This is a genomic window from bacterium (genome assembly GCA_019695335.1).
Taxonomy (GTDB): Bacteria; CLD3; CLD3; order SB21; family SB21; genus JABWBZ01.
In genome coordinates this window covers 14,128-40,611 of record JAIBAF010000029.1, presented here as the reverse complement: position 1 = coordinate 40,611, position 26,484 = coordinate 14,128, and the positions used below count along the sequence as shown (strand labels likewise).

General features: G+C 42.9%; 21 protein-coding genes and 5 tRNA genes. 20 read left to right on the top strand and 6 right to left on the bottom strand.

The features are described from left to right. The first annotated feature begins 71 nt into the window (after positions 1-71). The 9 genes from K1X84_09275 to K1X84_09235 all read left to right on the top strand — a co-directional run bounded on the left by K1X84_09275 (position 72) and on the right by K1X84_09235 (position 14,061). Positions 72-1,277, top strand: coding sequence for a PLP-dependent aminotransferase family protein (locus K1X84_09275; GenBank protein ID MBX7151816.1), 1,206 nt, complete (start codon positions 72-74; stop codon positions 1,275-1,277). Positions 1,278-1,564: 287 nt separating this feature from the next. Beyond that, the gene (locus K1X84_09270; GenBank protein ID MBX7151815.1) at positions 1,565-4,597 is read left to right on the top strand and encodes a histidine kinase; all 3,033 of its coding nucleotides are present in this window, start codon (positions 1,565-1,567) and stop codon (positions 4,595-4,597) included. 17 nt (positions 4,598-4,614) lie between these two features. Then, a complete protein-coding gene (locus K1X84_09265; protein MBX7151814.1) occupies positions 4,615-5,256 on the top strand; it encodes a response regulator transcription factor in 642 nt (213 codons plus the stop codon). 355 nt (positions 5,257-5,611) lie between these two features. After that, complete coding sequence (locus K1X84_09260; GenBank protein MBX7151813.1) at positions 5,612-6,457, top strand: class I SAM-dependent methyltransferase; 846 nt, start codon at positions 5,612-5,614, stop codon at positions 6,455-6,457. Between the two features lie 135 nt (positions 6,458-6,592). Beyond that, on the top strand, positions 6,593-7,102 hold the full coding sequence (locus tag K1X84_09255; GenBank protein ID MBX7151812.1) for a GNAT family N-acetyltransferase: 510 nt from the start codon (positions 6,593-6,595) through the stop codon (positions 7,100-7,102). Positions 7,103-7,290: 188 nt separating this feature from the next. Further along, positions 7,291-9,096 carry a hypothetical protein gene (locus tag K1X84_09250; protein MBX7151811.1) on the top strand — a complete coding sequence of 602 codons (1,806 nt, stop codon included), beginning with the start codon at positions 7,291-7,293 and terminating at the stop codon, positions 9,094-9,096. 284 nt (positions 9,097-9,380) lie between these two features. Next, entirely contained in the window at positions 9,381-12,872 is a 3,492-nt protein-coding gene (locus tag K1X84_09245) for a right-handed parallel beta-helix repeat-containing protein (protein ID MBX7151810.1), read from the top strand. A gap of 50 nt (positions 12,873-12,922) precedes the next feature. After that, positions 12,923-13,468 (top strand): hypothetical protein, encoded by a 546-nt coding sequence (locus K1X84_09240; GenBank protein ID MBX7151809.1) that lies wholly within the window; start codon positions 12,923-12,925, stop codon positions 13,466-13,468. 158 nt (positions 13,469-13,626) lie between these two features. Beyond that, on the top strand, positions 13,627-14,061 hold the full coding sequence (locus K1X84_09235) for a hypothetical protein (protein ID MBX7151808.1): 435 nt from the start codon (positions 13,627-13,629) through the stop codon (positions 14,059-14,061). A 101-nt stretch (positions 14,062-14,162) separates the two neighbouring features. Here K1X84_09235 and aroC read toward each other — a convergent pair whose 3' ends face one another. The 3 genes from aroC to K1X84_09220 all read right to left on the bottom strand — a co-directional run bounded on the left by aroC (position 14,163) and on the right by K1X84_09220 (position 15,742). Continuing rightward, positions 14,163-15,308: a chorismate synthase gene (gene aroC / locus K1X84_09230; protein MBX7151807.1), complete on the bottom strand. Its 1,146-nt coding sequence runs from the start codon at positions 15,306-15,308 to the stop codon at positions 14,163-14,165. Positions 15,309-15,471: 163 nt separating this feature from the next. Then, positions 15,472-15,544, bottom strand: a tRNA-Glu gene (locus K1X84_09225). A gap of 124 nt (positions 15,545-15,668) precedes the next feature. Further along, a tRNA-His gene (locus tag K1X84_09220) sits at positions 15,669-15,742 on the bottom strand. A 90-nt stretch (positions 15,743-15,832) separates the two neighbouring features. Here K1X84_09220 and K1X84_09215 point away from each other — a divergent pair. The 5 genes from K1X84_09215 (at position 15,833) to K1X84_09195 (ending at position 18,330) form a co-directional block, all read left to right on the top strand. Further along, the gene (locus K1X84_09215; protein MBX7151806.1) at positions 15,833-16,483 is read left to right on the top strand and encodes a DUF2085 domain-containing protein; all 651 of its coding nucleotides are present in this window, start codon (positions 15,833-15,835) and stop codon (positions 16,481-16,483) included. A gap of 11 nt (positions 16,484-16,494) precedes the next feature. Beyond that, positions 16,495-17,607, top strand: a complete 1,113-nt coding sequence (gene apbC, locus K1X84_09210) for an iron-sulfur cluster carrier protein ApbC (protein ID MBX7151805.1) — start codon at positions 16,495-16,497, stop codon at positions 17,605-17,607. Between the two features lie 76 nt (positions 17,608-17,683). Then, positions 17,684-17,766, top strand: a tRNA-Ser gene (locus K1X84_09205). A gap of 159 nt (positions 17,767-17,925) precedes the next feature. After that, positions 17,926-18,016 (top strand) — tRNA-Ser (locus K1X84_09200). 47 nt (positions 18,017-18,063) lie between these two features. Next, complete coding sequence (locus tag K1X84_09195; GenBank protein ID MBX7151804.1) at positions 18,064-18,330, top strand: GIY-YIG nuclease family protein; 267 nt, start codon at positions 18,064-18,066, stop codon at positions 18,328-18,330. Positions 18,331-18,448: 118 nt separating this feature from the next. Here the strand turns inward: K1X84_09195 and K1X84_09190 are convergent, their stop codons facing one another. After that, positions 18,449-19,234, bottom strand: a complete 786-nt coding sequence (locus tag K1X84_09190) for a transporter (protein ID MBX7151803.1) — start codon at positions 19,232-19,234, stop codon at positions 18,449-18,451. Between the two features lie 238 nt (positions 19,235-19,472). Here K1X84_09190 and K1X84_09185 point away from each other — a divergent pair, with 238 nt between their 5' ends. Both K1X84_09185 and K1X84_09180 read left to right on the top strand, forming a co-directional pair. After that, entirely contained in the window at positions 19,473-20,705 is a 1,233-nt protein-coding gene (locus K1X84_09185; protein ID MBX7151802.1) for a M48 family metallopeptidase, read from the top strand. A 15-nt stretch (positions 20,706-20,720) separates the two neighbouring features. Next, positions 20,721-21,425, top strand: a complete 705-nt coding sequence (locus K1X84_09180; GenBank protein ID MBX7151801.1) for a tetratricopeptide repeat protein — start codon at positions 20,721-20,723, stop codon at positions 21,423-21,425. Here the strand turns inward: K1X84_09180 and K1X84_09175 are convergent. After that, positions 21,422-22,753, bottom strand: coding sequence for a lysine 2,3-aminomutase (locus K1X84_09175; protein MBX7151800.1), 1,332 nt, complete (start codon positions 22,751-22,753; stop codon positions 21,422-21,424). The genes K1X84_09180 and K1X84_09175 overlap by 4 nt on opposite strands. Before the next feature lie 320 nt (positions 22,754-23,073). Further along, the gene (locus tag K1X84_09170; GenBank protein ID MBX7151799.1) at positions 23,074-23,418 is read right to left on the bottom strand and encodes a hypothetical protein; all 345 of its coding nucleotides are present in this window, start codon (positions 23,416-23,418) and stop codon (positions 23,074-23,076) included. 131 nt (positions 23,419-23,549) lie between these two features. On the opposite strand from K1X84_09170, the gene ispE reads away from it, so the two are divergent. The 4 genes from ispE to K1X84_09150 all read left to right on the top strand — a co-directional run bounded on the left by ispE (position 23,550) and on the right by K1X84_09150 (position 26,405). Then, a complete protein-coding gene (gene ispE / locus K1X84_09165; GenBank protein ID MBX7151798.1) occupies positions 23,550-24,401 on the top strand; it encodes a 4-(cytidine 5'-diphospho)-2-C-methyl-D-erythritol kinase in 852 nt (283 codons plus the stop codon). A 150-nt stretch (positions 24,402-24,551) separates the two neighbouring features. Further along, a tRNA-Gln gene (locus tag K1X84_09160) sits at positions 24,552-24,623 on the top strand. Positions 24,624-24,767: 144 nt separating this feature from the next. Then, positions 24,768-25,682 (top strand): ribose-phosphate pyrophosphokinase, encoded by a 915-nt coding sequence (locus tag K1X84_09155; protein ID MBX7151797.1) that lies wholly within the window; start codon positions 24,768-24,770, stop codon positions 25,680-25,682. Positions 25,683-25,727: 45 nt separating this feature from the next. Beyond that, complete coding sequence (locus tag K1X84_09150; protein ID MBX7151796.1) at positions 25,728-26,405, top strand: 50S ribosomal protein L25; 678 nt, start codon at positions 25,728-25,730, stop codon at positions 26,403-26,405. The last annotated feature ends 79 nt before the right edge of the window (positions 26,406-26,484 follow it).

The following is a 26,484-nucleotide window of genomic DNA, read 5'->3' as shown; positions in this document are numbered from 1 at the left end:
CCCAACATGACATAAATCATAGGTTGTAATGTCCTTTTCGCCTACCTTTGAGCGGTTAAGGAGGTGTTTTTATGGGACATTTATTTGCAAGCCGCGCTTTATTATCACGGAAATCGTTTATTCGTGAAATCCTGAAAGTCACTCAAAGCCCTGACATTATTTCGTTTGCCGGTGGCCTGCCGAATCCGAAATTTTTCCCGGTGGATGAAATCAAAAATGCTGCCGTGAAAGTCATGGAAACCGACGGCGCGAATACGTTGCAATATACGATTACCGAGGGATTGCCGTCGTTGCGCGAATGGATCAGCCGCCGATATGCCCGTCGCGGCGTCGATATCAAACCTGATGAAATTCTCATCACCAATGGCGCCCAACAAGCCGTCGCCATTATCGGCAAAACTTTCCTCGAAAAAAATGATCACGTTGTCATGGAAAAACCCGGTTATCTCGGTGCGATCCAGGCATTTGAATTTTACGAAACAATTTTTAACCAGATAAAAATCGACGAAGACGGCGTCGATACGGTTGAACTCAAAAAAATTTTGAATCAACAGGACATTAAACTCGCCTACCTGATTCCCAATTTTCAAAATCCGACCGGCAACGTGTACTCGGAGGCAAAACGCCGCGAAGCGGCTATGCTTTTGAAGGAACGTGAAATTTTATTGATCGAAGACGAAGCGTATTATGAATTGCGTTTCGAAGGAAAGCCGCTTCCGTCGATCCGGGAATATTACGATACCAATCATATTCTGCTCGGTTCATTTTCAAAAATCATTTCCCCGGGCTTACGCGTCGGCTGGTGCTGCGCGAAAAAACCGCTCATGGAAAAACTCGTGGTTGCCAAACAAGCCAACGATTTGCACACGAGTCATTTTTCACAAAAAGTAATCGCACAGTATCTTGCCGATAACGATATCGATCAGCAAATTCGGAGAATTACGGAACAATACAGCCGTCAATGCCGGTGCATGCTGGAAATGATTCCGCGCTATTTCCCGTCTGAGGTTCAATACACCAAACCCACCGGCGGCATGTTCGTCTGGGCAACTTTGCCGGAAGGCTGGTCAAGCGAAGAATTGTTCGATCTCGCAATCGCCAAAGACGTGGCATTTGTTCCGGGCAATGCATTCTGTAGCGACAGTTCGCTCGGCAGTTCCATGCGGCTGAATTTCACAAACTCGGATGAAAGCAAAATCGAAGAAGGCATCAAAAGACTCGGCAATGCGATTAAAGAATTATTTGCAAAAAAGAAAAAAACATCGGTAGCACACTAAAACTGTTTTCGAAAAATTATTTACACACCTCAAAGCTCCATCCTTCCAATCTGGCGTTAAAGTCTGCTATTTTCGTTTTACATTACCTCAAAAAATTAACACTCATCATTCCGTTTTGTTTAAAAATTGCAGAAAAACTGTATAAAGTGACAGTACCTACGCCTTAAACGGCTTGATTTTATAGTTAATTTTACTGATTCTATATTCAACACCATATTTGGCCATTCTATTGATAATGCTGCAATGCATGACTCAATCAGTTTCATCTTTCAATTGAAATCCGAAGCATGAGAAAATCAATCACAAGTTGTTGGATTGGGATGCATGTTATCTGCGGATCGTTTTTACTGCATCCACAAAAAACCGACATTAAATTCTCTCATGTCACCATGGAGCAAGGACTGTCACAAGGTTCTGTGCTATCTATAGCGCAGGATGCTCAAGGGTTTATTTGGCTGGCAACCCAGGACGGATTGAATCGATATGACGGTTATAATTTCAAGATATTTAAATTCGATTTAAATAAATCCCAATCGATTTCAGACAGTTATGTGAAAGCGGTTTATGTGGATCAGGCGGGAGTTCTTTGGTGTGGTGGATTCAACGGGCTTAATCGTTTTGATCAATTACATGAAACGTTCTCTCGATACGAACATAATAAAGAAAACGATTCAAGTTTGAGCAGTGATCGCATTTTGACCATTTATGAATCGTCTCCCGATGCGTTTTGGGTGGGAACGGATAACGGATTAAATCAATTCGATCGCAAAAATGGAAAAGTTTCGAGAAAATTCCTGAGCGGTAAATATATATCGGCCATCATTCGTGAAAGTCCGGACCGATTGTGGATCGGGACGCGCTCGGGACTCGTGTTGCTCAATATAAAAACCGGTGACATATTTACGTATGACCGGTCTAACGGTTTGACTGACGACTACGTCACGGCTCTGTATCTTGATGCGGATGACAATCTGTGGATTGGAACCAATGCAGGCGGATTGAGTGTTTTTGACAAAACAAAACAACGTTTTATTCATTACAATAACGATCCTTATAATCCAAAAAGTCTGAGTCATAACTCAATCACTTGTATTGCAAAAGACAATGAAGGGCAATTGTGGATCGGCACCGATGGCGGCGGACTCAACCGATGGAATCCTTTAACAGAAAACTTTATTCACACTATAAACGATCGTGGCAATCCTTTCGGAATAAATAGTAACCGTATTACGTCATTGTATTCTGATAAATCCGGCGTATTATGGGTTGGCACTTATAACGGCGGTATCAATAAAATAGAAATCGACAAGGGATTTAAAACTTACAACTCTTTCAATTATCATTCATTTGCATGTGAAGTGGTCTGGTCGATTTATAAAGATCAGAAAGGATATTTATGGATCGGCACCGACGAAGGCTTATTCCGGCTCGATCGTCATTCTCAATCCGCAGAACATTTTAAGCATAGCAGCCTAGAATCAAGCAGTATCGTTTCCAATCGTATATTTGTTGCCAAAGAAGATCGGCATGGGAAGATTTGGATTGGTACCGATAATGGCCTCGATCTTATGGATGTATCATCCAAAAAATTTCGACATTATCCATCGCATAATCCCGCCAATATCAGCAGTCGCAATATCCGATCAATCCTGATCGATTCAAAAGACAATCTCTGGCTTTCGACATTTGATGGCATTGCTATTTTAGACAGCAACAGAACTACGTATCAAGTCTATCGCAATAATCCGAATGATCCCAAAACACTCGCCAGCGATGAAGTACGTCAAATTTATGAAGACCGTTCCGGAACATATTGGATAGCAACTAATAACGGGCTCGATCGCCTGAACCACGGTAGCAATGAATTCATTCATTATCGTCACGATGCCCAAAATTTAACGTCCATTAGTCACAACCGGATTCGTAATATTTTTGAAGATCAGGCAGGAATTCTCTGGATTGGGACCGCCAATGGGTTGAATAAATTTGACCGTCAGACAGAAAAATTCAAACGCTTCTTCATTGAAGACGGATTGCCCAATGAAATCATCCTTGGAATTGTCGACGATTCACAGGGAAACCTCTGGCTCAGCACCAATAACGGGTTAGTCCAATTTAATCGTGAACATGAAACGTTCAGAAATTACGACAAAAGCGACGGTCTTCAGAGTAACGAATTTACGACAATGGCTTATTTTAAAGGCCATGACGGCGAAATATTTTTCGGAGGCCTGAACGGTTTTATGTCATTTTTTCCGGACAGTCTGAAAGACAATCATTATGTTCCTCCCATTGTCTTAACGGCGTTCAAAAAATTCAACCGTGAGTATGATCTCGCGATCGCGACTTCAATGATCGATGAAATCCATCTGAATTATGACGATTATGTGTTCTCGTTTGAATTTGCTTCTTTAAATTATAACAGAACTCATAAAAATCAGTATGCCTATAAAATGGAAAACTTCGATTCGGATTGGAATTATATCGGAGGGAAACACGATGTAACCTATACCAATCTTGATCCGGGTGAATATATTTTCCATGTGAAAGGCTCTAACAACGAAGGAATATGGAATGAACGTGGTAAATCGATTCTCATCCATATCGCTCCCCCGTTTTGGAAGACGTGGTGGTTTATGGGATTGGCAATTATCGTGAGCGTCGGCGGCATCTTTGGAGCCATTAGTTATCGTATTCACAGATTACTGGAAGTAGAGCGCCTGCGCATTAAAATTGCAGCCGACCTGCACGACAGCGTCGGAACCGGATTGACTGAACTTTCTATTCTAAGTGAAGTTGGTGCGTTGCAGCATTATGCCCGGCCGGAAGCAGCCCGCGAATGGTTCAATAAGATTGGCGATACGGCGCGCCAGTTAGGCCAAAATATCAGCGACATTGTTTGGCTGGTCAATCCTCGTTACGACTCGCTGAGCGATGTACTTTTACAATTGAAAAAATCATACGATGAGATCTTTTTCCACAAAGATATAGTTTTGAAATGCCCGTCCGTCAGTGAATGGAGCCATTTTTCTCTTTCACTGGAACAACGAAGACATTTATACTTTGTATTAAAGGAAGCCATTAATAACGGTCTGAAACACAGCCAGTGCCGAACAATGAATCTGTCAGTTGAAGGCTCTCACCGGAAGCTTCAGATTCGATATGAAGACGATGGTATTGGTTTTGATCCCAACCAGAAATCCGACGGCGAAGGTATTCCGAATATTGTTCAACGAGTTCGCCTGATGAACGGTCAAGTCACTATCGACTCGACCGCAGGAAAAGGTACCCGCATTACTCTACTTCTGCCTAATGCATAACTTAAAATGAGGTCAGTATGATCAAAGTCAGTATCGTAGAAGATAACGTCAACATCCGTAAGGGATTGGCCGTACTCGTCGACGGAACGGAAGGTTATGAATGCGTTGAAACTTTTTCGGATTGCGAGACTATGCTGCGCAAAATAATGTCTTTAAAGCCCCATATTATCCTGATGGATATCGGGCTCAAAGGCATGAATGGTATTGATGGCGTCAAAGCCGTAAAAAAAATCCTGCCGGATGTCAATGTCATTATGCTGAGTGTATTTGAAGACGATGATTTGATTTTCAATGCGCTCTGTGCAGGAGCATGCGGTTATCTTACTAAACGCACTCCACCGGCTCGAATTTTGGAGGCTATTAAAGAAGCTCATGAAGGCGGTTCACCAATGAATGCACATATCGCGCGTAAAGTCGTCAACCTGTTCAAAAATAAAGAAGTGCATAAAGAAAATCCCGCTGAATCGGTCCAGCTATCTCTAAAGGAAAGACGCATTCTAAATCTTTTAGCCGACGGCAGCAGTTATGATGAAATCGCCGAAGCGTTATTCATCAGCATCAGCACCGTGCGTTACCATATCGGTAATATTTATAAAAAACTTTATGTAGTCAATCAAACCGAAGCCGTTGCAAAAGCTCTTCGCAAAGGAATTATCTGATTTTAAATCTGCCGTCTTTCCAATGGGTTGTAGTTTTTTAAGACTTATTGCCCCTAATAATTCTGTCGTCTTTAAATCGTGGCCTATCGAGCGTTTCATGAATTGTTGAACTCCGGCGTATAGCCGACGGCTCAAATTGCGTAAAATGTTTTCAGCATTACAGTAGTGAATAATCACCAACATTAAATCCAGGTTATAGCGGCGTATTAATGATTACTGGACATTGTGTCTATTGTTAGTCCTGCCTTCATCACTTATTTTGTTTTGTTTAAAATTTAGCCGATTCATTTTTTTTAAAGAAAACCCGAGGCTGTAGTTGGAACAACTGTCCTCAATCAATAAGGAGAGATGACGAATGGAAACACAACTCGAACAAATTCGTGAACAACAACGAGAATCATGGAATACTTTTTCACCGGGCTGGAAAAAATGGGATGACTTGTTCATGAATTTCTTAGAACCAAAAGGAACGGAAATCATTCGCCTGCTCAATCCCAAAGGCACGGATGTCATTTTGGATGTTGCATCAGGTACAGGCGAACCCGGACTTACGATAGCGACTAAATTGAATGGCGGGAAAGTGATTATCACCGATCTTTCGGAAAAAATGTTGGATATTGCTGCGGAAAATGCCGAACGTAGAAATATAAAAAACATCGAAACCCGCGTATGCGATGTAACGGAACTGCCTTTTCCGGACAATACGTTTGATTCTATCGCATGCCGTTTTGGCTTTATGTTCTTTCCTGATATGCTTTTAGCGGCAAAAGAAATGGTACGGGTACTGAAGCCGGGTGGTAGAATTGCTACGTCCGTATGGGGCGTTCCTGAAAAAAATTTCTGGATTACGGCCATAATGGGAACGATTAACAGGCATATGGAAATTGTTCCTCCTCCTCCGGAAGCACCCGGGATGTTTCGTTGTGCTAAAGAAGGATTGATGGCCGATTTGTTTTCCAAAGCCGGGTTGAAAAATATCTCCGTAAAAGAAATTACAGGAAAATTAAATTGCCAAACTGCCGATGTTTATTGGAATGTGATGACGGAATTAGCGGCTCCTGTTGTCGCCGCGCTCAGTAAGGCCGACGATGCCATGAAACATACAATCAAAAACGATGTGTTCCAAGCAATCAACCAGCGTTATCCGACGGGCAATGTTGTCATTGAATCAGGAGCCCTTGTCATTTATGGTGAAAAATAAAACGCAGGCATTCAAATAACAAAAAAATCGCGTGTTTCAAGCGTGATCCCATTCTATTGAATACACTAAATCACACTTGCATCCATTTTAAAAATGATTACACACTCATCTCCCCTTCCAATGACTTCCATTAACATGCCGGTTGAAATCAGAGAAATTACTTCAGAGGAATCGGCTCATTACAAACAATTCTTTATAGCCGGTCTCATTCATGATGAAGAGGCATTTCGAATTTCTCCGGAAGATGAAATCAACGCCCCATTTCCTACTTCGGACAAAGCTGACAGTTTTACACTGGGGGCTTACGAAAATAAAATATTGATCGGCGTTGTCAGTTTTCAACGGGATGGCCATAATAGAGAAAAACTGCGCCACAAAGGCCTGATATTCAGAATGTATGTCGCTCCCTACGCCCGCAGAAAAGGTATTGGAAATTTGCTTATGCAAGAATTACTTAAACGAATCCGGCAAATTAAAGGCATCGAAATAGTCTGGTTGACCGTCCTCAGTCATAACGATGCTGCAAAATCTCTATATAAAAAGTATGGTTTCAGAATTTTCTCAGTCGAATTGAATGCAATCAAATGGAAGAGAAAATATTTTAACGAATCAAGCATGGCTTTAGAGCTTCCACATTTTTATTGAGATGAAATTCTACTAAAACTATCTCCTTATCCAGCTTTATTCATCGTAGTCTCAATTACTGTATATCATGCCTATTGCCCGGCCATACCATATCGATTACTTTCCCCTTCAAAAGACCCGGCTCATTTTACGGTAGTAAATTCAATTTTCACTTTTATTCCATCACTAATAATCATTGAGGAGAAGAAATGAAAAAACATTCAGCAGCGATAATGATCATAACGCTGTTTTTCACTTTGTCTTTTATGGCGCAAAACTTATCGGCACAAGTATCACTCGATAAAAGCTTAAAAAAAGCTAAAAAATCTAAAGATGAAAAAGAGAAAAAAGTCAAAGATGTAAAAACTGAAAATGATAAAAAAACCACCGAGGTCAAAACGAATGACAATATAAGTTCGGCTGCTCAGACCAATAAATTTGAATGGGGTGATGAAGTCGAAATTTTAATGGACGGGAAAGACGGCAGCGATGACAGTCACTGGGTAAAAGGACAAATCGATGAAGTCAAAGGCGATCAATATAAAGTTCTATGGGAAAATGAATCCGGCGATCGTATGGAAACATGGGCTCCCGGCAATCATCTGAAAAAAGCGGCACCGAAAGAAGTGTATCGTTTGCGGGAAGAACTCAAGGAAGTAAAAGAAAAAATCGCTTTAGGGTCGCTGGATGATTACAGTTTTAGCGTTTACTTCGACCGGGCCAAAGAGCGGATCGACAGGATCAAAGAAGACTTTCCGGATTACACCGATATATCAAAACAACAGGCAGCCTGGAGCGGCGCACGAAAAGATTTTGAACAAATGAAGAAAGATCTGGCGAGCGGAAGCAAGAAAAAACAAAAAGTCTACGACGACAAAGACAATGAAGATGATTGGACAAAATGGGACTATCCTTATAATGACTTTATGCGTGACATTCATGCTTTTAAAGCTGAGGTCGGCCAGTATGCCGGTAAACCATTGTATGATTTTAGCGGCTCAATGGACGAAAAGAATGGCCGTGCCGACATTTGGATGAAACGTATCTATGATAAAAAAGAACATGACGAGTGGACGAGCAGATGGTTCGGCGGCGACTCAGATCACCCTATGACTAAAAAGACTTTGGCGGCTTTAGAAGCCTTGAAACAATCCATCGATAAAATCGGCGGTCCTGAAAAACTTATAATCTTGGATCAATATTTAAAAGAAAAGCTGGATTTAATCAGCGGCGTCCAGAAAACTATTGAACAATGGGACGGGGAACTGCCGCTTTATCGTCAATTCTCACAAGAAGAAACGTGCGTCAAGGCCGCCGTCTCAGCATCTGAACGTACGGATTGGGTTGAACAAAATTTTTATCGATGGAAATTCTATCAGGAAAAAGTCAACACAATGCTGGATGAATTAGCTCAATCCATAAACAAAAAAGGAGGCATGGATAAGGTGATTAATCCGATCAATGATGTGGCCTTATTATCACATATCGATGATATCGCAGAAGCGGTAAAAATCGTCAAGGAATACGATCCAGCCAAACATATTTGGATCGCCCGCAATGAAGTTATTGAACGCGCTGTCTCAAAAAAAGTACGCGACGAATTTGTCGGCAAATGGGGTTACGAAGAAGCCGGGAAAAAACAACTCACTCATTACTTGAACGTTCTCGAAACCACTTGTAAAACAAAAATACCCTTGAACAAACCGAGCAATGATTATTTTGCATTTCGCAATGCAGCCGATGAAAATATGATCAAAGCCAAACTCGGTGATTTGGCTAAACTCAAAATTCACAAAATTGGTTTGGCCAATCAAGAGTGGTTGATCGAAAAAAACGAATTAGGTATTCCCATTAATCGTTTTAAACGCGGATATGTTTGGGTAACCGATACGACCAATGATTATCCTTATTGTCACCTGTATCAGGTCAGCCTTATTCAGGACTACGCCGGAGGCGGCACGTACGGCGCAACGTACACATCATTTGCCAATGACTGGATTGTAGGATGCCCATGATCGCGGAAGAAAGTTCTTATGTGTATGCAAACCTGGTTCTGTTTGCATGATCAACAAGAAAATCCCAAAGCAATTAGCTTTGGGATTTTTATTTTGCCCACCCAATCGAGTAGTCCATACATCTTTTTGACAGGTTTTAAATCAAAAAACCACGAATACGGGTGGTTTTTTCATGATGAAGCATTTTTATTTTAGTGCTTGAAAACAATGGGTAGTTGTGCCCTCTTCCCTACCTTCCCCAGTTTATTCACTTATTGATTTAACCATAAAGGAGCATGTGCTTCATGAAGAAACTTGTAATGCTTTTGACCATTATCTTAACCGTATCTTTACGGGCTGGAACATTTTCCGTTGATAATACGCAGGATGATGAGAATATCCCCAACACATTGCGGTGGGCGATCAAACAGTGTAATCTCAATGTCGGACCAGACACGATCATATTTGCTATCTCAGACACATTTCCGCTTTTTTCATCGCTTGAACTGACAGACAACGGAACAGTCATTATAGGCACAGTTTCAGGCGCCCTTAAACCGGAAGTTTCAATCGTGAATGACTTTGCTGTGGCACAGGGTATTGTGGTTCGCGGTTCAAATTGTGTACTCGCATACTTGAATATCCGAGGTTTCAGCTCCACTGGTGTTTTTATCGAAGGATCGAGAAAAGACAAAATTATCGGCTGCTACATCGGCACCAGTCTTGATGGTCTCAGTGCGAATTCAATTACTGCAAATGGCATGGGTATTTTTATCTACGGCGGTGGAGCTGGTAATATCGTCATCGGAGACCCTTTCAACGCCAATGGCCGTAATATTATTTCTGGAAACTTGTCTTCAGGCATTGTGATAAATAATAATGTCGATAGTTGTCTCATCGTTGGTAATTATATCGGTCTTAATGCAACCGGAACACTAGCCCTGCCTAATGGCGGCGGTGGAATCGAGTTGCTGGCTGGTACAAACAATAACGTCATCGGATGGACAACACCGGCAGGGCGTAATGTCATTTCCGGTAACAGCGGCACGGCTATTAATAATAGCGGTACTAACCTTTCCGTCCTCAATAATATCATTGGCCTGAATGCGAACGGAACGGCTATGGTACCAAACATTGGTGGCCATGGTGTGTACTCCGGCGGGAAAAATACCATCATCGGATTACCAGGCGCAGGTAATATTATTGCCGGAAACAATGCAAGCGGTATTTATCTCGACGCCTCTGATTCGGCTATTGTTCAGGGAAACTTTATCGGCACGGATATAACCGGATCCATCAATTTCGGTAACTCAAATTCCGGAGTGAGAATGCTGTTAAGCAAGTTCTGCCTGATTGGAGGAACCACTCCGGGAAGCCGAAATGTCATATCCGGTAACCACGATGGGATCGTTATTCAAAGCGGAACGCATAACAAAATTTCCGGCAACTATATTGGCTTAAAAGCCGACGGGTTAGCGTCGCTTGGCAATTCGTTTTATGGCATTTTATTGTCAAGTAACGGAATAGACAGCGTCTGTTTTAACACCATTGGCGACACGGTACCGGAAGGAAGAAACGTCATTTCCGGTAATGCCGTAAATGGCATTTCATTATATAACAGGAGCGTTACACATAACGCTATCCTTGGCAATTATATAGGAACGGATGCTAACGGCACCGCTGCTATCCCCAACAATCAACCGGGCATCATTTTGCAAAGAGGGCCCAAACATAATAAAATCGGAAATGGTCTTGCATCCGGTCGTAATATTATTTCCGGTAACACGGTCGTACATGGAATATGGATAGTCCAATCGGATTCGAATATGGTTTCAGGAAATTTTATCGGAACCAATCCAACCGGTACTACGGCGTTACGTAATAACATCGGCATAGTGATCGATTCATCCAAAGCAATTGCCGTATCAAAAAATCTGATTTCCGGAAATACGCAGGAAGGATTGCTTCTCGAAAACGGCGCCCTGGTACGCGTTGAAGACAACATTATCGGCGCGGACGCTACCGGCAACTTACCCATTCCTAACGGTTCAGGAGTACGTTCCGGTATATTCATCAGCAAACGATCCCGTATCGATAGTGCAATCTCCAACCGGATAGCATTTAATGACGGTTACGGCATTCTTGTCGACGGCCCGGCGACCGATAGTTCGATATTTTATCAGAACGCCATTTTCAAGAATTCTTTGGGCGGCACAGTCTTCCAAAACGGAGCGCAAAAAAATATCGCTCCTCCGAGAATTACCAATGTGACCGTCGATGGCACGGTATCAGGCTACTCCGCTCCCAATGCATTCGTGCAAATCTATGCCGATTCGGTACCTTCGAATCAGGGGCGTTTTTTACTGGGTACGACCGTTGCCGATGACGCTGGAAATTGGACCAAACAGGTCAATTTTTCAGCAGGAAACGTTCTCACGGCACTACAGGATAGCGCCCAAAACACTTCAGCTTTTTCGACACCCGTTGGATTTATATCTCTAACCGGCTCACTTTCAATTTTACCGTCGTCCACAATCGATTTTGGTAACGTTGAAATTGGTAGTAGCACTTCGCAAACAGTTCGTTTAGCCAGCCAAAGCGATAATATCCGCTTAAATTCAACGGCTTCTGCACTGAGTGATCCGTTTCAAATGCAACCATTGCTGATTCTGCCGGATACACTCAAACTTGGTGTTGACACTATTTCTCTGACATTCGATTTCGAACCAAATATAACCGGTCAATTTAAAGACACCCTGGTTTTACTTACCTCGAGTGGCGAATTCTCCATCATTCTCCAAGGACAAGGCATAGAGGTAGATCACCAGGTACCGACTCTGTCCATCAAGCTTCTGCGCAGCACGGTCGCTCAGGACTACGTCGACATCATTACTAGTTCCGACGAAGATTTATCAGAATTAACGGGTAGGCTCGCACTCGACAATACTATTGATGTAATTCCTTCACACATCGGTACGAGTAATCAACTCTTCTCGACTACTTATCGGTTGGCTGAAGGTATTCTGACTATCACCATGATTGGGAAAGACTTAGCCGGTAATTCTGCCACTCAGACACGAACCTATACTGTCAGTGCTTTCAGTAAAAATTATTTTTCTATGAAATACTCTACCATAGAGCTCAGCGCTACCCATTCAATTCCTCAAACTGGTTTTGTCATGCTTGCAGCCGTTCCGGCAAACAAAGGATTATCTAAAACCAATGCGACCTCTGAGTGGACTCAAATTGGCAACAAATTCCAGTTCTTTACAACTGCTGATTTCAGTGAAGGTCAATTTATGAATCTTCGCAGCTATTATGACCAAAATGAGGTTGCTAAATTAAAAGCCAATTACACCGATTTCGATGAACGTAAAATAGGTCTCTACCATTATTCTGAAGAAAACAGTTCGTGGATGTACCTGGGCGGCGAAGGCTATCAAATGCAAGTAAACGCCAAGATTACCAAAGTCGGGGAAATAGCAGCTTTCTACAATCCCGATCACGTTGTTTTACCAAAATCCCTCGAATTATCACAGAATTATCCTAATCCATTCAATCCGACAACTGCGATTCGTTTTGGATTGCCGGAAGAAGGCCGCGTAGTCTTGACGGTCTATAATATTTTGGGACAAAAAATCAAAGAGCTGGTTAATGAGGCTCGGTCGGCAGGATATCACCAGGTTGACTGGAACGGCAAGAATGAGTCGGGAGTACAGGTTGCCAGCGGCGTATACATTTATCGCCTTGAAACGATCAGCGGCGTCAAAATGAAAAAAATGTTGCTGATCAAATGATCTGACTTACTGATTTGACAATTTCGAAAATTATAAACGGAGATAATGTAATGAAACACTTATTGAAATATCTGTTAACAGCCGCAGTGGTAGTTTTCTTTCTTTCATGTGAAGACGATCAGCCGCTGGATGAAGCATGGAATTTATTTGAAAATGAGCACTATTCTGAAGCCTATGATGCATTCACCAATTTGGTGACCGACGAGGGTTCGGCAGCCATTGAAGGCCAGGGATGGAGCGCTTTCATGATGGATTCGATTGAACTGGCTGACTCACATTTCGAGTCAATCGAAGGAGATTCCCTCACCGATTCGTATGCAGGATGGGCTTTTGTCGGATGGACTAAGAATAACTATGCAGCTTCCGTAGACAGAGCCCAATTCGTTTTACAGAAAAAACCGACTTATGTCTTTTTGCATGACAAGAGAATAACCGATAAAGACATTAAAGTTCATCAAGCATACAGTCAATTCCATCTTGGCAATTATGCTGTCTGCAATGAATTGATTACACAGTTTGACGCATCATGGGTTTCCACCAACGATCCCAACGCCCTTTTGACTAAACTGGAACAACTTTATAATGATTTCAAATAATTTCGTTATTCACGGTCACCTTTCTACCTGCGCAATAAGACAGAAAAATGGGTCTTTTTTTGAGTGTGCAGCCTCTAAAACCACTAATTCGGGCAGTATTCGTACACAAATAATACGCTTAACTTATTATAAATAACTTACTTTAAAAGGAGAACTTTGTGAATAAAAATAAGCATTTTAAGATAAGCTTGTTGCTAATAATTTTTAGCTGTCTCAATTCGTGCGGAACAGATGACAAAAACGTACTTGAGAATACGAAATGGAAATTTTCAGGAAACGATTCGCAAGAATATCTTCATTTTACTTCCAACACAATTAGAGATTACTTTAAAGAAGATGACTCTGAGTGCTATTCTTACTCAGAAATAAACTATACCATTGATGCAAATAAATTTCACGTCACTTTTGGAAATGAAGAGACTCGGGATTTTGAATTTATACAGTCAAATGCAAATTTGACAATCATCGATATTGAAGATAAAGACACAGTGACGTTTCATTCAGACAATTTTAATGCGAATAATTTTATGATATGTCTTGGTGATGCTGCAGAAGGGCAAAAGGAATCAACGTTTCATACCAACGTGGAATAGATGCAGTTATTCTCTTACTTTTGTCTTTCCAGCATTTCACTGAAAAATGTCCCATAAGCTAAAACGCTTTTGGGACATTTTTGTTTAATGGAGAAGATTTTTCAAATTCTTTTTCTTATCTCATCTATACTATCGCCGCCAAATTTCTCCAAAAATGGATTGATCAAAGCGAGAGCCGTCATGGCTTCCGCGACAATACTGCATGCTGGCACGGCGCAGGAATCCGTACGCTCCTTGTGGGCGCTTACCGGTTCTTTTGTCATTAAATCGACCGATTGAAGTGGGCGTGCCAACGTAGGAATAGGCTTCATGGAAGCCCTGATGACTAATCTTTCTCCGGTCGTGACGCCGCCTTCCAATCCTCCCGCATGATTCGTTTTACGGTAATATCCTTTTTGTGCATTGTAGAAAATCTCATCATGAACTTCCGAGCCGCGTTGCTGCGCATTAGCAAATGCATCGCCGATCTCAACGCCTTTGACAGCCTGAATCGAACACATATATTGAGCAATAATTGCATCCAGTTTACGATCCCAGTGAACGTAGCTTCCAAGTCCCGCCGGAAGGCCATCGACAAACACTTCAAAAATCCCTCCGACTGAATCACCGTTTTTTTGAGCCGCTTGAATTTCAGTTTTCATACGCTCGCTCGCGTTATTTTCCACAGCGCGAACTTCTGAAGCGTCCGCTTTTTCTGAAATTTCTTCGGCGGAAATGGACGGTAATGTTGTTCGAATGTTGTCATCAAGTTTTGCTTTTCCGATTTGAAGAACGTGCGAACCGATACGGATACCAAATGTTTCTAAAAATTTCCGGGCAACGCTTCCCAAAGCTACTCGCATGGCGGTTTCGCGCGCACTGGAGCGTTCAATCACCGGACGGATATCGTCAAAGCCGTATTTGATCGCACCGGCCAGATCAGCATGTCCCGGCCGCGGCAAAGTAATTTTTTTAATCGGTGCGTCAATTTCTTCAACCGTCATAATGTCTTTCCAGTTTTCCCAGTCTTTGTTCCACACCAAAAGCCCGATCGGCGCCCCGATGGTTTTTCCTAAGCGAACGCCGCTCATGATTTCAACTTTATCCGATTCGATTTTCATCCGGCCGCCGCGGCCGTAACCTTGCTGACGGCGAAATAATTGCCGGTCGATATATTCAGAAGTGATATCCAGCCCCGCCGGAATGCCTTCGATGATCCCCAAAAGCCCTCGCCCGTGCGATTCTCCGGCTGTTAAGAAACGAACCATGTTGTTTATTTTTTCTTTAAAATTGTTAAATCAAATATAGACATTGCGTCTTTGAATAGCAACAAAACGGAATCGGTCTGCATTAAAGAATGCAGGCGAAATTTGAATGAAAATTGGATAAAATAAAAAACGCAGATTCAAACTGAACCTGCGTTTTTTATTGCGTCCCCACGGGGATTCGAACCCCGGTTACCGCCGTGAAAGGGCGATGTCCTAGGCCTCTAGACGATGGGGACATGCTTAAAAAGCGTGGCAATTATACAAAACAAAACCGCGCTTTGCAAGAACATTTTTTGCGGAAATTAAAAAAACCTTCCAAAGTTTTCCGTACGAAGTACGTTCTTCCGAAGGTTTGTTTCGGGTGACTGAGGGGTCTCGAACCCCCGGCCTTCAGGGCCACAACCTGACGCTCTAACCAACTGAGCTACAGCCACCATTAAGGGGACGTAATGTAGAAAACGGGTTTTTTATTTGCAAGGTTTTTTTATATTCTGTAAAAATAAAAACTATTTTTTGAATGATTTATGAATGAATTTGCAGGTTGGCTTTATACTGCTTGTTCCGCGTTATGCCATCAACTTCCCGATCGCTCGTTTTTTCTTTCAAATGCATTCCTCCCGGTTTGCGCCCGATGCACAGGGCTTTATTCAGGCACATTCATTGGAATTTTATGGATCATACTCAAAAACGGAATCCGCGGACGTTATTTATTTAATCGGACGTTTGTTGTCTTTCTTTTTTTGTCCGGATTATATATTCTGATCGATTGGGGGCTGGATAGTTCGTCAAACATTGTACGATTTGTAAACGGATTCGTTGGGGGCTGGGCGGCAGCATTAAGCGGTTTTTCGGTTTTAACGTTTTTTCTTTGGAAGCCGGAAGAACAAAGCATAAGAAAATTCGATCATTGGTCCGTCTTCAGCGGTATTATTATCTTGTCAATCAATGTCGTTTTCATTATCTTGCCGACGCTTGAAAACATAGCGTTTTTTACGCTATGGACGTTGATTCTGTTCGGTGTTGTGACGTTATTTACGGTGACCAATTCAGTTATGTTGGTGTTGATTTTCGATAACGTACGGCATCGCGTGTATCATATAAAACATTTTATACAAATTTTGACAGCCGGATTTATGATGTTTATTGTCGAATTCGTTGTCGTCTTTAATTTCTAGAAAGGAAGTCAATGGTTACGCAGGAAAGTCTTTTGCAGGCGCTCAAACAAATTCAAGACCCCGATTTACATAAAGATATCGTCACGCTCGGCTTTGTACAAGACATTGTTATCAAAAACGGAGATGTCGCTTTCAAAGTCGTGCTGACTACTCCGGCTTGTCCCGTCAAAGATTTACTCAAAAAACAATGCGAAGAAATTGTATCCAAATTACCCGGCGTCAAAACGGTTCACGTGGAAATGACGGCTAAAATGATGACGCACAAAACGGAAAAAGGAGATATTCTTCCTGACGTGAAAAACGTCATTGCTGTAGCCAGCGGTAAAGGCGGCGTGGGAAAATCAACGGTAGCCACCAATCTGGCCATTGCGCTCGGACAATTAGGAGCCAAAGTCGGATTGCTCGATTCCGATATTTACGGACCCAGCATACCATTGATGATGGGCGTGAGCGGGAAACCCGTCATGGGCGACGACCGGAAATTACAGCCGGTCGAAAACTACGGCATTAAAATGATGTCCATCGGGTTTTTGATGTCGGATGAACAGGCGCTTGTGTGGCGTGGACCGATGGTGGCGCAGGCATTGACACAACTGATGCGCGATGTAAATTGGGGCGATCTCGATTATTTGATCGTCGATATGCCGCCGGGAACAGGCGATGCGCAGCTCACTCTTTCACAGATCGTAAACGTAACCGGCGCGGTCATTGTCACCACACCACAGGACGTTGCCTTGATCGATGCGCGGCGCGGAGTTGGGATGTTTCAGAAAGTCAACGTTCCGATCCTCGGTATCGTCGAGAATATGAGCTATTATGTATGCCCTAATTGCAACCATAGAGCGGATATATTTTCACACGGCGGCGCACAAAAGGCATCCGAAAAATACGAAGTTCCGTTTTTAGGTGAAATTCCGCTCGATATCGACACCCGTATTGCCGGCGATTCCGGCAAACCGATCGTCATTGCGAAACCTGAATCAGCCAATGCCAAGGCATTGATGGACGTCGCAAAAAAACTGGCGTCGATGATCAGCGTTTTACATCACGGGACGGCCGAGGATAAAGCCAAATTGATGGGTCAGAAAATGTTTTTCGCCAATACGAAACTGAATATTTTATAGCGGTTTTAAGCCCTAATTAAAATATTGACTCAAAACGATATTTGGTATATATTGCCGACCCGATTTCCAAATCGCCGGAGGATTAGGCTAATTGGTAAGTCAGCAGTCTTGAAAACTGCCGTCCGAAAGGACTTGGGGGTTCGAGTCCCTCATCCTCCGCAGTTTTCAGGTATTAGCCCTGTGTTCTTAAATATAGTGAATTTCGTAACGGAGAGGTGGTTCCGATAAAATCGGAACTTAAGGCAGTCCCGATAGGCCGGGACTAAACCGCCGTCGGTTTTAATTAGAAAATGTTCTTTTAAATATATCAAAGTTTTTGGAGAGGTGGCCGAGTGGCTTAAGGCAGCGGTTTGCTAAACCGCCGTACGGTTGTAAAGCTGTACCGGGAGTTCGAATCTCCCCTTCTCCGCAAAAAAGCTCAGAGACATCCCTGAGCTTTTTTTATTTAAAAAAATTATGAAGCATTTTGTATATGTTTTATGGAGTGATAAGCTTAATAAGCGATATATCGGCATGACCGATAATATAGATCGCCGTGTATCGCAACATAACTCAGGTGGCAACCAATCAACTAAAAACGGAAGACCTTGGATTATAATTTTTACAGAATCATTTGAAGCAAAAACCGAAGCGGCCTCGCGTGAGAAATATTTAAAGTTAGGCATTGGCCGTGAATGGTTGGATAAAAATTATCCGCATTTTTCAAGAAGGCGCAGAGCTTAAGGCATGCGCCGCAGGCGCACGACGGTTGTAAAGCTGTACCGGGAGTTCGAATCTCCCCTTCTCCGCAAAAAAGCTCAGAGACATCCCTGAGCTTTTTTATTTCTACCTGACTATGAAGCTAAAACGGATGTTCGAATGACAAATAAAAAAACATTTGGGTTTCTTTTTTATCGTTAAGCTGAATCGGAATTGAAAAGCCGGGTACGATTTGAAGACTGCCGGCATTGTATGCATATCTCAAACCGGGATTCAAAATGGTCGTGCCGGATCGTTTAACTTTGTCCGAAACTATTTCATCGCTCTCGATATGTATCAGTTCGGTCATAACATTGAAATTCGGATGTAAAAGCCATATTAAGCTGCCCGCTATCGTAAAATCCCATAATGTTTTTTTGCCCGTACCGACTTTCATTCCCGGGGTTGCGCCTGCACCGGCATTAAAATGCATGACCCAGTTCCGATCCAACCGTTTGCTGGCAGGTAAATTAAGCTGGTACCCCGTTCGGCCATTGCCCAGATTTTTGTCCTCGTTCCCGGACGGAATAATGACTGAAATCCTTGGTGAAAACGCTAAACCTTTTTCCTCTGTCAACGCCTGATAGCGATAATTAATAGCAATATCGCCTACACCCTTCGTTGAACGCTGATCAATGAATGAATACGGTATGGTATAACTTAATTGATGGGCTTGTCCCCAAACGGGCCATTCCTGGGAAAATGCATATTCCCAATCTTTCGTCTTATTCGAATACATAAAATTTGAGATATGTTGCACTACGCGAAATTCCTGATTATACGCTTCCTCCAGCAGGAATGAATTATCCGCAATGGCGACCGGCCATTCTGTTTGTGACCAGATTGAACATGTCGTCAAAAATAACATTATCATAAACACTTTTTTCATGGCATAACTCCTAAACAAAACTTGAAATTTATAATGAACTGACAATTGAGAGAGAATCTCAATTGCAGGATTAAAATAAAAACGAATTACGTTTCACCAAATGATATAAATCATGATCCGAACTGTGCCAATAAACAATCAGGGAAAAATGACTGATTTATGACAATCCAAAAATTTCTCATTGAGTTTTTAACCGAAGGCAATTATTATTGCAAACTTATAAATTAAGGAACTGTACATGAATCTATATGCTCTTATCATTCTACTGACACTCGTTATCGATTATATCGTCGACATCATTACCGACTATCTGAATATCCGTTCACTTAAGGATGAATTACCCAAAGAATTTGATGGAGTTTACGACGCCGATAAATACAAACAATCTCAACAATACACACGCGTTAACACACGTTTTGGTTTGATCACATCGACATTCGGCCTTGTAGTAACTTTGTTGTTTTGGTTTTTGGGCGGATTTAACGTTCTCGACCGTATCGTACGTTCATGGGAATTAAATGATCTCCTGAACGGATTGATTTACATTGGAATATTGATTGCTCTTAAAACCATTATCGGTTTGCCATTCAGTATTTACGGTACTTTTGTTATCGAAGAAAAATTCGGATTCAACAAAACGACGGCCAAAACTTTTATTACCGATATTTTGAAAGGCCTCATGTTAGGCATCCTTCTCGGCGGACCGCTTTTGGCTGGAGTTTTATGGTTTTTTGATTCAGCAGGCAGTTGGGCGTGGTTATACTGCTGGATCGGCGTGACATTATTTACATTGATCCTTCAATTTATTGCACCGACATGGATCATGCCACTGTTTAATAAGTTCACGCCGCTTCAGAATGCGGAACTTCGGGATGCCATTTTACAATACGCTCAATCGGTAAAATATCCGTTGAGTGGAATTTTCGTGATGGACGGCTCTAAACGTTCTTCCAAATCCAATGCTTTTTTCACCGGTTTCGGCAAAAACAAACGCATCGCCTTATTTGACACGCTTATCGAAAAACATACAACCGACGAGTTGGTAGCCGTTGTGGCCCATGAAATCGGGCATTACAAGAAAAAACATATTGTTCAGGGAATGATCATTGGTTTCATTCAAACCGGGATCGTTTTTTATCTGCTTTCAGTCTTTCTAACTCATCAAGGATTATTTGATGCGTTTTTTATGGAAAAGCCTTCGATTTACGCAGGTCTCATTTTCTTTGGAATGTTGTACGCCCCTATCGACATGATCTTGTCGATTCTGATGAATATATTTTCGCGTAAAAATGAGTTTGAAGCCGATGCGTATGCTGCTACAACATTTGGAAAACCCCAGGCGTTGATCGATGCGCTGAAAAAATTATCCGTGAGTAATTTATCCAATCTCACACCGCACCGACTTAACGTGTTTTTAAATTATTCTCATCCGCCTGTTTTAGAGCGTATAGAAGCTTTGAAAAAAATTTAGCCGAAAAAACTTTGCATGTTTAATTTCATTAAAAATTTCAAACGACAAAACGAAGCGACTAAGCTTTTTAATCAGGCCGTTGACCTGGCTTCCAAAAAACGCTTTGCTGAAGCGCTTCCGTTGCTGATCCGTGCAATCGAAATCGATCCCGATTTTTACGATGCTCAATACAATCTTGGCGTCGTGCATCACGCAGTGAAAAATGCAGGTGCGGCCATTGACGCGCTTAAGAGAGCTGTGGCATTGCGGCCAAAAAACGCGCGGGCTTATTATAATTTAGGCTTGATCTACCGTGAGCAAAAAGATTATACGGCGTCGATTTTCTATTTTAAGCAGGCGTTGCAATTCCGTCCGCGCGACGCCAAAATTCACAACAGTCTCGGTGTCACTTTCCGCGACGTCAACGATTTACATGCCGCGATGGAAGAATTCCAACAAGCGGTCGCTTGTGACGCGCGCACTGCATCCGCTCACTTCAACATGGGTTTGACCTATCAAGATCTGAAAAACAATGCGAAAGCCATTTCATGTTATGAGCGCGTTCTGGAAATCGATCCGGATCACACAGAAGCGTATGTTTCACTCGGATATATTTATTTCAATACCGGCGACGTCAAAGCTGAAATGGCCGTCTGGGAAAAATTACTCGAAAAATTTCCAACCGACGCTGCCGTCAAGGCACAATTAGACCGCGCCCGAAGTAAACTGAAAAAAACCTAAACTGCCTGACGCTTGTAATATTTCTCTAATTCATCTTCGAAAAAGAACCGCTCTCCTTCCGCCGGAGCCAGTTCATCCAGCCACATTGCAAACTCATCGTATTTCGCAAAAAAAGGACGTTGAACCCAGTTAGGGTTTCGCCCTTGCAGGAAACGCATCACGATGATTTTTTGACCACCCAACTCATTAACGCCCAACACTTGAATTTTGCCGGGGCCTGCCGACATGCTTGGTCCGCGCACCGTTCGTGATAATCCGCTAACGCGCTGATACGCATCGCGGAAAATTTCCCACGCTTTCACGAGCGGAATCCCAAAATAATGTTGCGCCCCTGTGTCACGCACGACAAACATATAGTATGGAATGCAGCCAAGATTAACTTGCTCATTCCACATATCCGACCAAATTTGCGGAGTGTCGTTGATATGGCGAAGCACCGGTGATTGTGTACGTATTTCAGCGCCTGTATCGCGAACTTTCCGGATCGCTTTCCGGACGATAGAGGTGCTCAATTCTTTCGGATGATTGAAATGCGCCATGATCGCCAGATGTTTACCGGACTTTACGATTTTTTTCAGCAGCGACAGCGTTTCTTTGGCATCGTCGTCCGTGACAAATTTATAAGGCCAGTAACTCAGCGCTTTCGTACCGATGCGGATACGTTTGACATTCGGTAAATCCGCCGCTAAAATCGGCTCGATATAAGCTGCCAGATTGCGGGCTTTCATAATCATTGGATCTCCGCCGGTAAAAAGTATGTCCGTCACTTCCGGATGTGCCTGAAGATAACGAACCAATTGATCCGCCTCGCGTGCGGCGAATTTGAAATTCTCCATTCCGACAAATTGCGGCCATCGGAAACAAAACGAACAATACGCGTGACATGTCTGACCCTGACTTGGAAAAAATAAAACAGTTTCACGGTATTTGTGCTGCATTCCGTGCAAACGTTCGCCATCCAATACCGGTACGTTGTGTTCCAATTGTCCGGCGGGATGCGGATTAAGTTGCAAACGTATGCGATTGGCTGTTTGTTTGATGATTTCACGATCGCCTAATTGCAAAGCTTTTTCCATTTCGTCAAAATGATGCGGCAGCAGCATGTCACGTTGCGGGAAGGTGAGGCGGAACATAGGATCGTGCGGAACGTCTTTCCAGCGAATTAATTGATCGACAACGTAGTTGTTTGTCTTGAAAGGCAAAACGTGTCCCACCACTTCGATAGCCCATCGTTCATCCTCAGTCAGTTTCTTGATGTGAGGAATTTCCATATAATTTTGCAATGAATATGCTTTGTAATGAAATGTCTTACGTTGGTTTGAAACCATCAAAGGTGGAGTAAGGCTGATCATGACGGCCTCCTTTCCTGTATATTATGAACCATGATTCCCGCGAGCCAATCAAGGCCCGCGGAAATTTGGCAATGATTTGTTTCGATTAAATTATCATTTTGATAATAACGGCAACTATTCCTGACGCGATGATAAACAATAAGAGTTTAAATTCCATCGACGTACCTTCAGATTTTCCCGATGGTTTAGCGGCATTGGTACTCATGATTCCTCCTTCTGCGGATTAGCCAGCAGATACGTACCCTGCAGTCGTAAAAAATTTGACGAGCTTGATTAAATTAATGTAATGAGGAATCTCACGCTTGAGGCGGAGCGCGGGCAGAAATAGAATAATAAAATGCAGTGATGAATGTGAAGCTAACCGAATGCGTCATGCAGACGTATTCTACATCCGGCGTATGATAAATAAAAGGAACGGCACAGTCGGCAATGGGTACCGATACTGACTTGACCATCGGCAAATGCCGGCGGTACATCCATTTCAGCTTCGGCGGCGCTTTGGTCTCGTTGCCGTCCATCCGGTATATCGTTTCGGCATTGACGACGCATACCGGAATATTGAAATTGACCAACACGGCATACGAAACCGATACATAGGCCGCCAAAACGGTAAGGAAAATTATTTTGCGCAGATAATTCATAGATAATGTCCTACTATAAGAGTAAGATTTTTTATAAAAAAAGCAAGCAAAAAGGTGTCTCAAGGAAATCTTCTGATTGAAATTGACCGGAAATATTTTTACATATAACGCCAAAATGGAAAGAGAGACCGATGCCGACCGAAACATTAGAGATCATATCATACGCCAAAATTAATCTCGGCCTGAAAATCGTACGTCGACGCGACGATGGATATCACGATATCGAAACCATTTTCAAAGCCATTGATCTCCACGATATTATTTCCATTCAAAAAAATACCCATCAAACGTTGACGTGTAATCGACAAGATGTGCCGCTCGACGACAGCAATATTTGCGTTAAGGCTTTGCACGCTCTTGAAAAAGTAACTCAACAATCAATCAATGTGTCGATTCACATTGAAAAAACAATTCCCATCGGAGCGGGGCTCGGCGGTGGCAGCAGCAACGGCGCCGGCGTACTGATCGGATGTAACCGGCTTTTCGGGCTTAATCTGGATGAAAAAACATTGTTTGAATTGGGCGCGTCGTTAGGTTCTGATGTTCCGTTTTTTGTCGGACAACTTCTGGGAAAAGGGTCGACAGCTATCGGCCGAGGCCGCGGCGAAATTCTCGAATTCATTCCATGGCCGTTGAATGAAAAAGTTTTGTTGATCAATCCACTCATCCATATTGCCACACCCTGGGCTTACCAAAATTACAAAACCTTTTTGAGCCCAGAAAAGAAAACCGAATTAACTCACGCCTTCAGTGCGCCTCTTTCTTTTTCGTTATCAATGGAAAACGATTTTGAACCACTCGTTTTTTCAGAATTTCCTCAAATCCGATCCATCAAACAGGCCTTGGAATCAGAAAACGCTGTTATATCCAGGATGTCAGGAAGCGGCTCAACCGTTTTTGGTCTATTCAATTCAACGGCCGATATCGACCGCATTCAATCGAAATTTTCCGGTCATTTTACAGCCGTTTGCAGGTTTGTTTAAGTACTGAAAATTCAAGTTTTATCTTGACAAAGAAACAAAAATCGATTATGTTTAGCCCACCTTTGGAAAACCAGGGTATTTTCGATCTGAAATATGTCCGCAAACGCCCTAAAATAAGGTGTTTACAGGCACTTGAATGATCAAAAAAACTGGGGTGTAGCCAAGTGGTAAGGCAGATGGTTTTGGTCCATCCATTCCGAGGTTCGAATCCTTGCACCCCAGCATGTTTTTTGTGTATGTCCGTCAGCCCGATGTATTGGGATTAATCATGGGATTTATCCCAAAATGTCGGGTTAATTTTTCAGCAACAGTCAATACGATACGTTTGAGAACATATAGACCATGGTTGAATTTAATAACAAGATTATGTTGGTTGCCGGCCGCAGTAACCGGCCCTTTGCTGAAGAAGTTGCGCGCCAGATGGGTGTGTCACTCGCTGAAGTAGAAATTTACAACTTCAGCGATGGCGAAATTTTCGCCAAATATGTCGAAAACATCCGCGGCAAAGATCTCTTTATCATCCAACCGACTTTTCCTCCGGCCGATAACCTGATGGAACTTCTGATCCTGATTGATGCCGCAAAACGTGCATCGGCGTATCGTGTGACGGCGGTCATTCCCTACTTTGGATATGCCCGTCAGGATCGTAAAGATCAGCCGCGTGTTCCGATCACGGCTAAATTAACCGCCGATCTTATTTCCACTGCAGGCGTTGACCGGCTGCTGACTATGGATTTACATTCGGCGCAGATCCAGGGATTTTTCAACGTTCCGCTCGATCACTTGTATTCTTCGCCGGTATTGACTGAATACTGGAAAACAAAATTATCATCAGGCGCGGTTGTAGTTTCGCCGGACGTTGGCGGAGTAAAATTAGCCCGCGCGTACGCCAAACGCTTGAACGCCGATTTTGCCATTATCGATAAACGGCGGCCACGCGCAAACGACGTGGAAATCATGAATATCATCGGTGAAGTCGAAGGACGCGATATCCTGCTGATCGACGATATGATCGATACGGCCGGTACTTTGACGCAAGCGGCTACGGCGCTGAAGAACAACGGTGCGCGTCATATTTATGCCGCCTGTACGCACCCGATTTTGTCAGGTTCTGCGATTGAAAAAATTATGGCGTCCCCGATTGAAAAAATCACCGTAACCGATACGATTCCATTGCGACATACGTGTGAAAAAGTCGAAGTCATCACGGTTACACACGTTTTTTCCGAAGCGATCGCACGGATTCACAAAGCGGAATCCATCAGCGTATTGTTCAATTAAGAAAAATTAAAAATAAACATTAAACCAAACGATAGAGGAAATATCATGGAAGCCGTTGCACTCAAGGCTGAACGCAGAGAAGCCGGAAAACACAGCGCTAAAAAATCGCGCCACGCGGGCAAAGTCCCCGGAATTTTCTACGGTTTCGGCCAGGAAAACATTGCGATCGAATTCGATGCGCCGTCGCTAGTTAAATTTCTCCAGGAAGAACATACTTTGGTCACGTTTAACCTCGATGGAAAAGAACTGAAAGCGCTGGTTCGTGATTTCGATAAAGATCCGGTTACCGGACAAATCATGCATGTGGATGTCATGAGTGTTCGTATGGATCGCCCGATCGACGTTTACGTTCCGATCGTTTTCACAGGCACACCTATCGGCGTCAAGACCAAAGGCGGAATTTTCCAGCACGACATGACTGAATTTCACATCAAATGTCTGCCCGGTAATATTCCTCTGCATCTTGAAGTCAATGTCGATAACATTGACATCGGTCACGGTATCCACGTCCGCGATTTGAAATTCGAGAACATTACCATTCTCAATCCGGCCAGCGAATCGGTCTGTACCGTCGTTATTCCGAAGGCTCTCGAATCGATTCTTGCGGAAGCGCAAGCCGCTCCGACAGAACCGGAATTGGTGGGTGCGAAGGCTAAAGAAGAAGGCGCTACGGAAGAGACGAAAGAAGCCGCTCCGAAAGCCGAAAAAACCGAGAAGAAGTAATATTCTCACAATGGATATCGCTTACCGGTTATCACCATCGCGGCCATTCAATATCCTTAATTATTCAGGAGGATTGGCT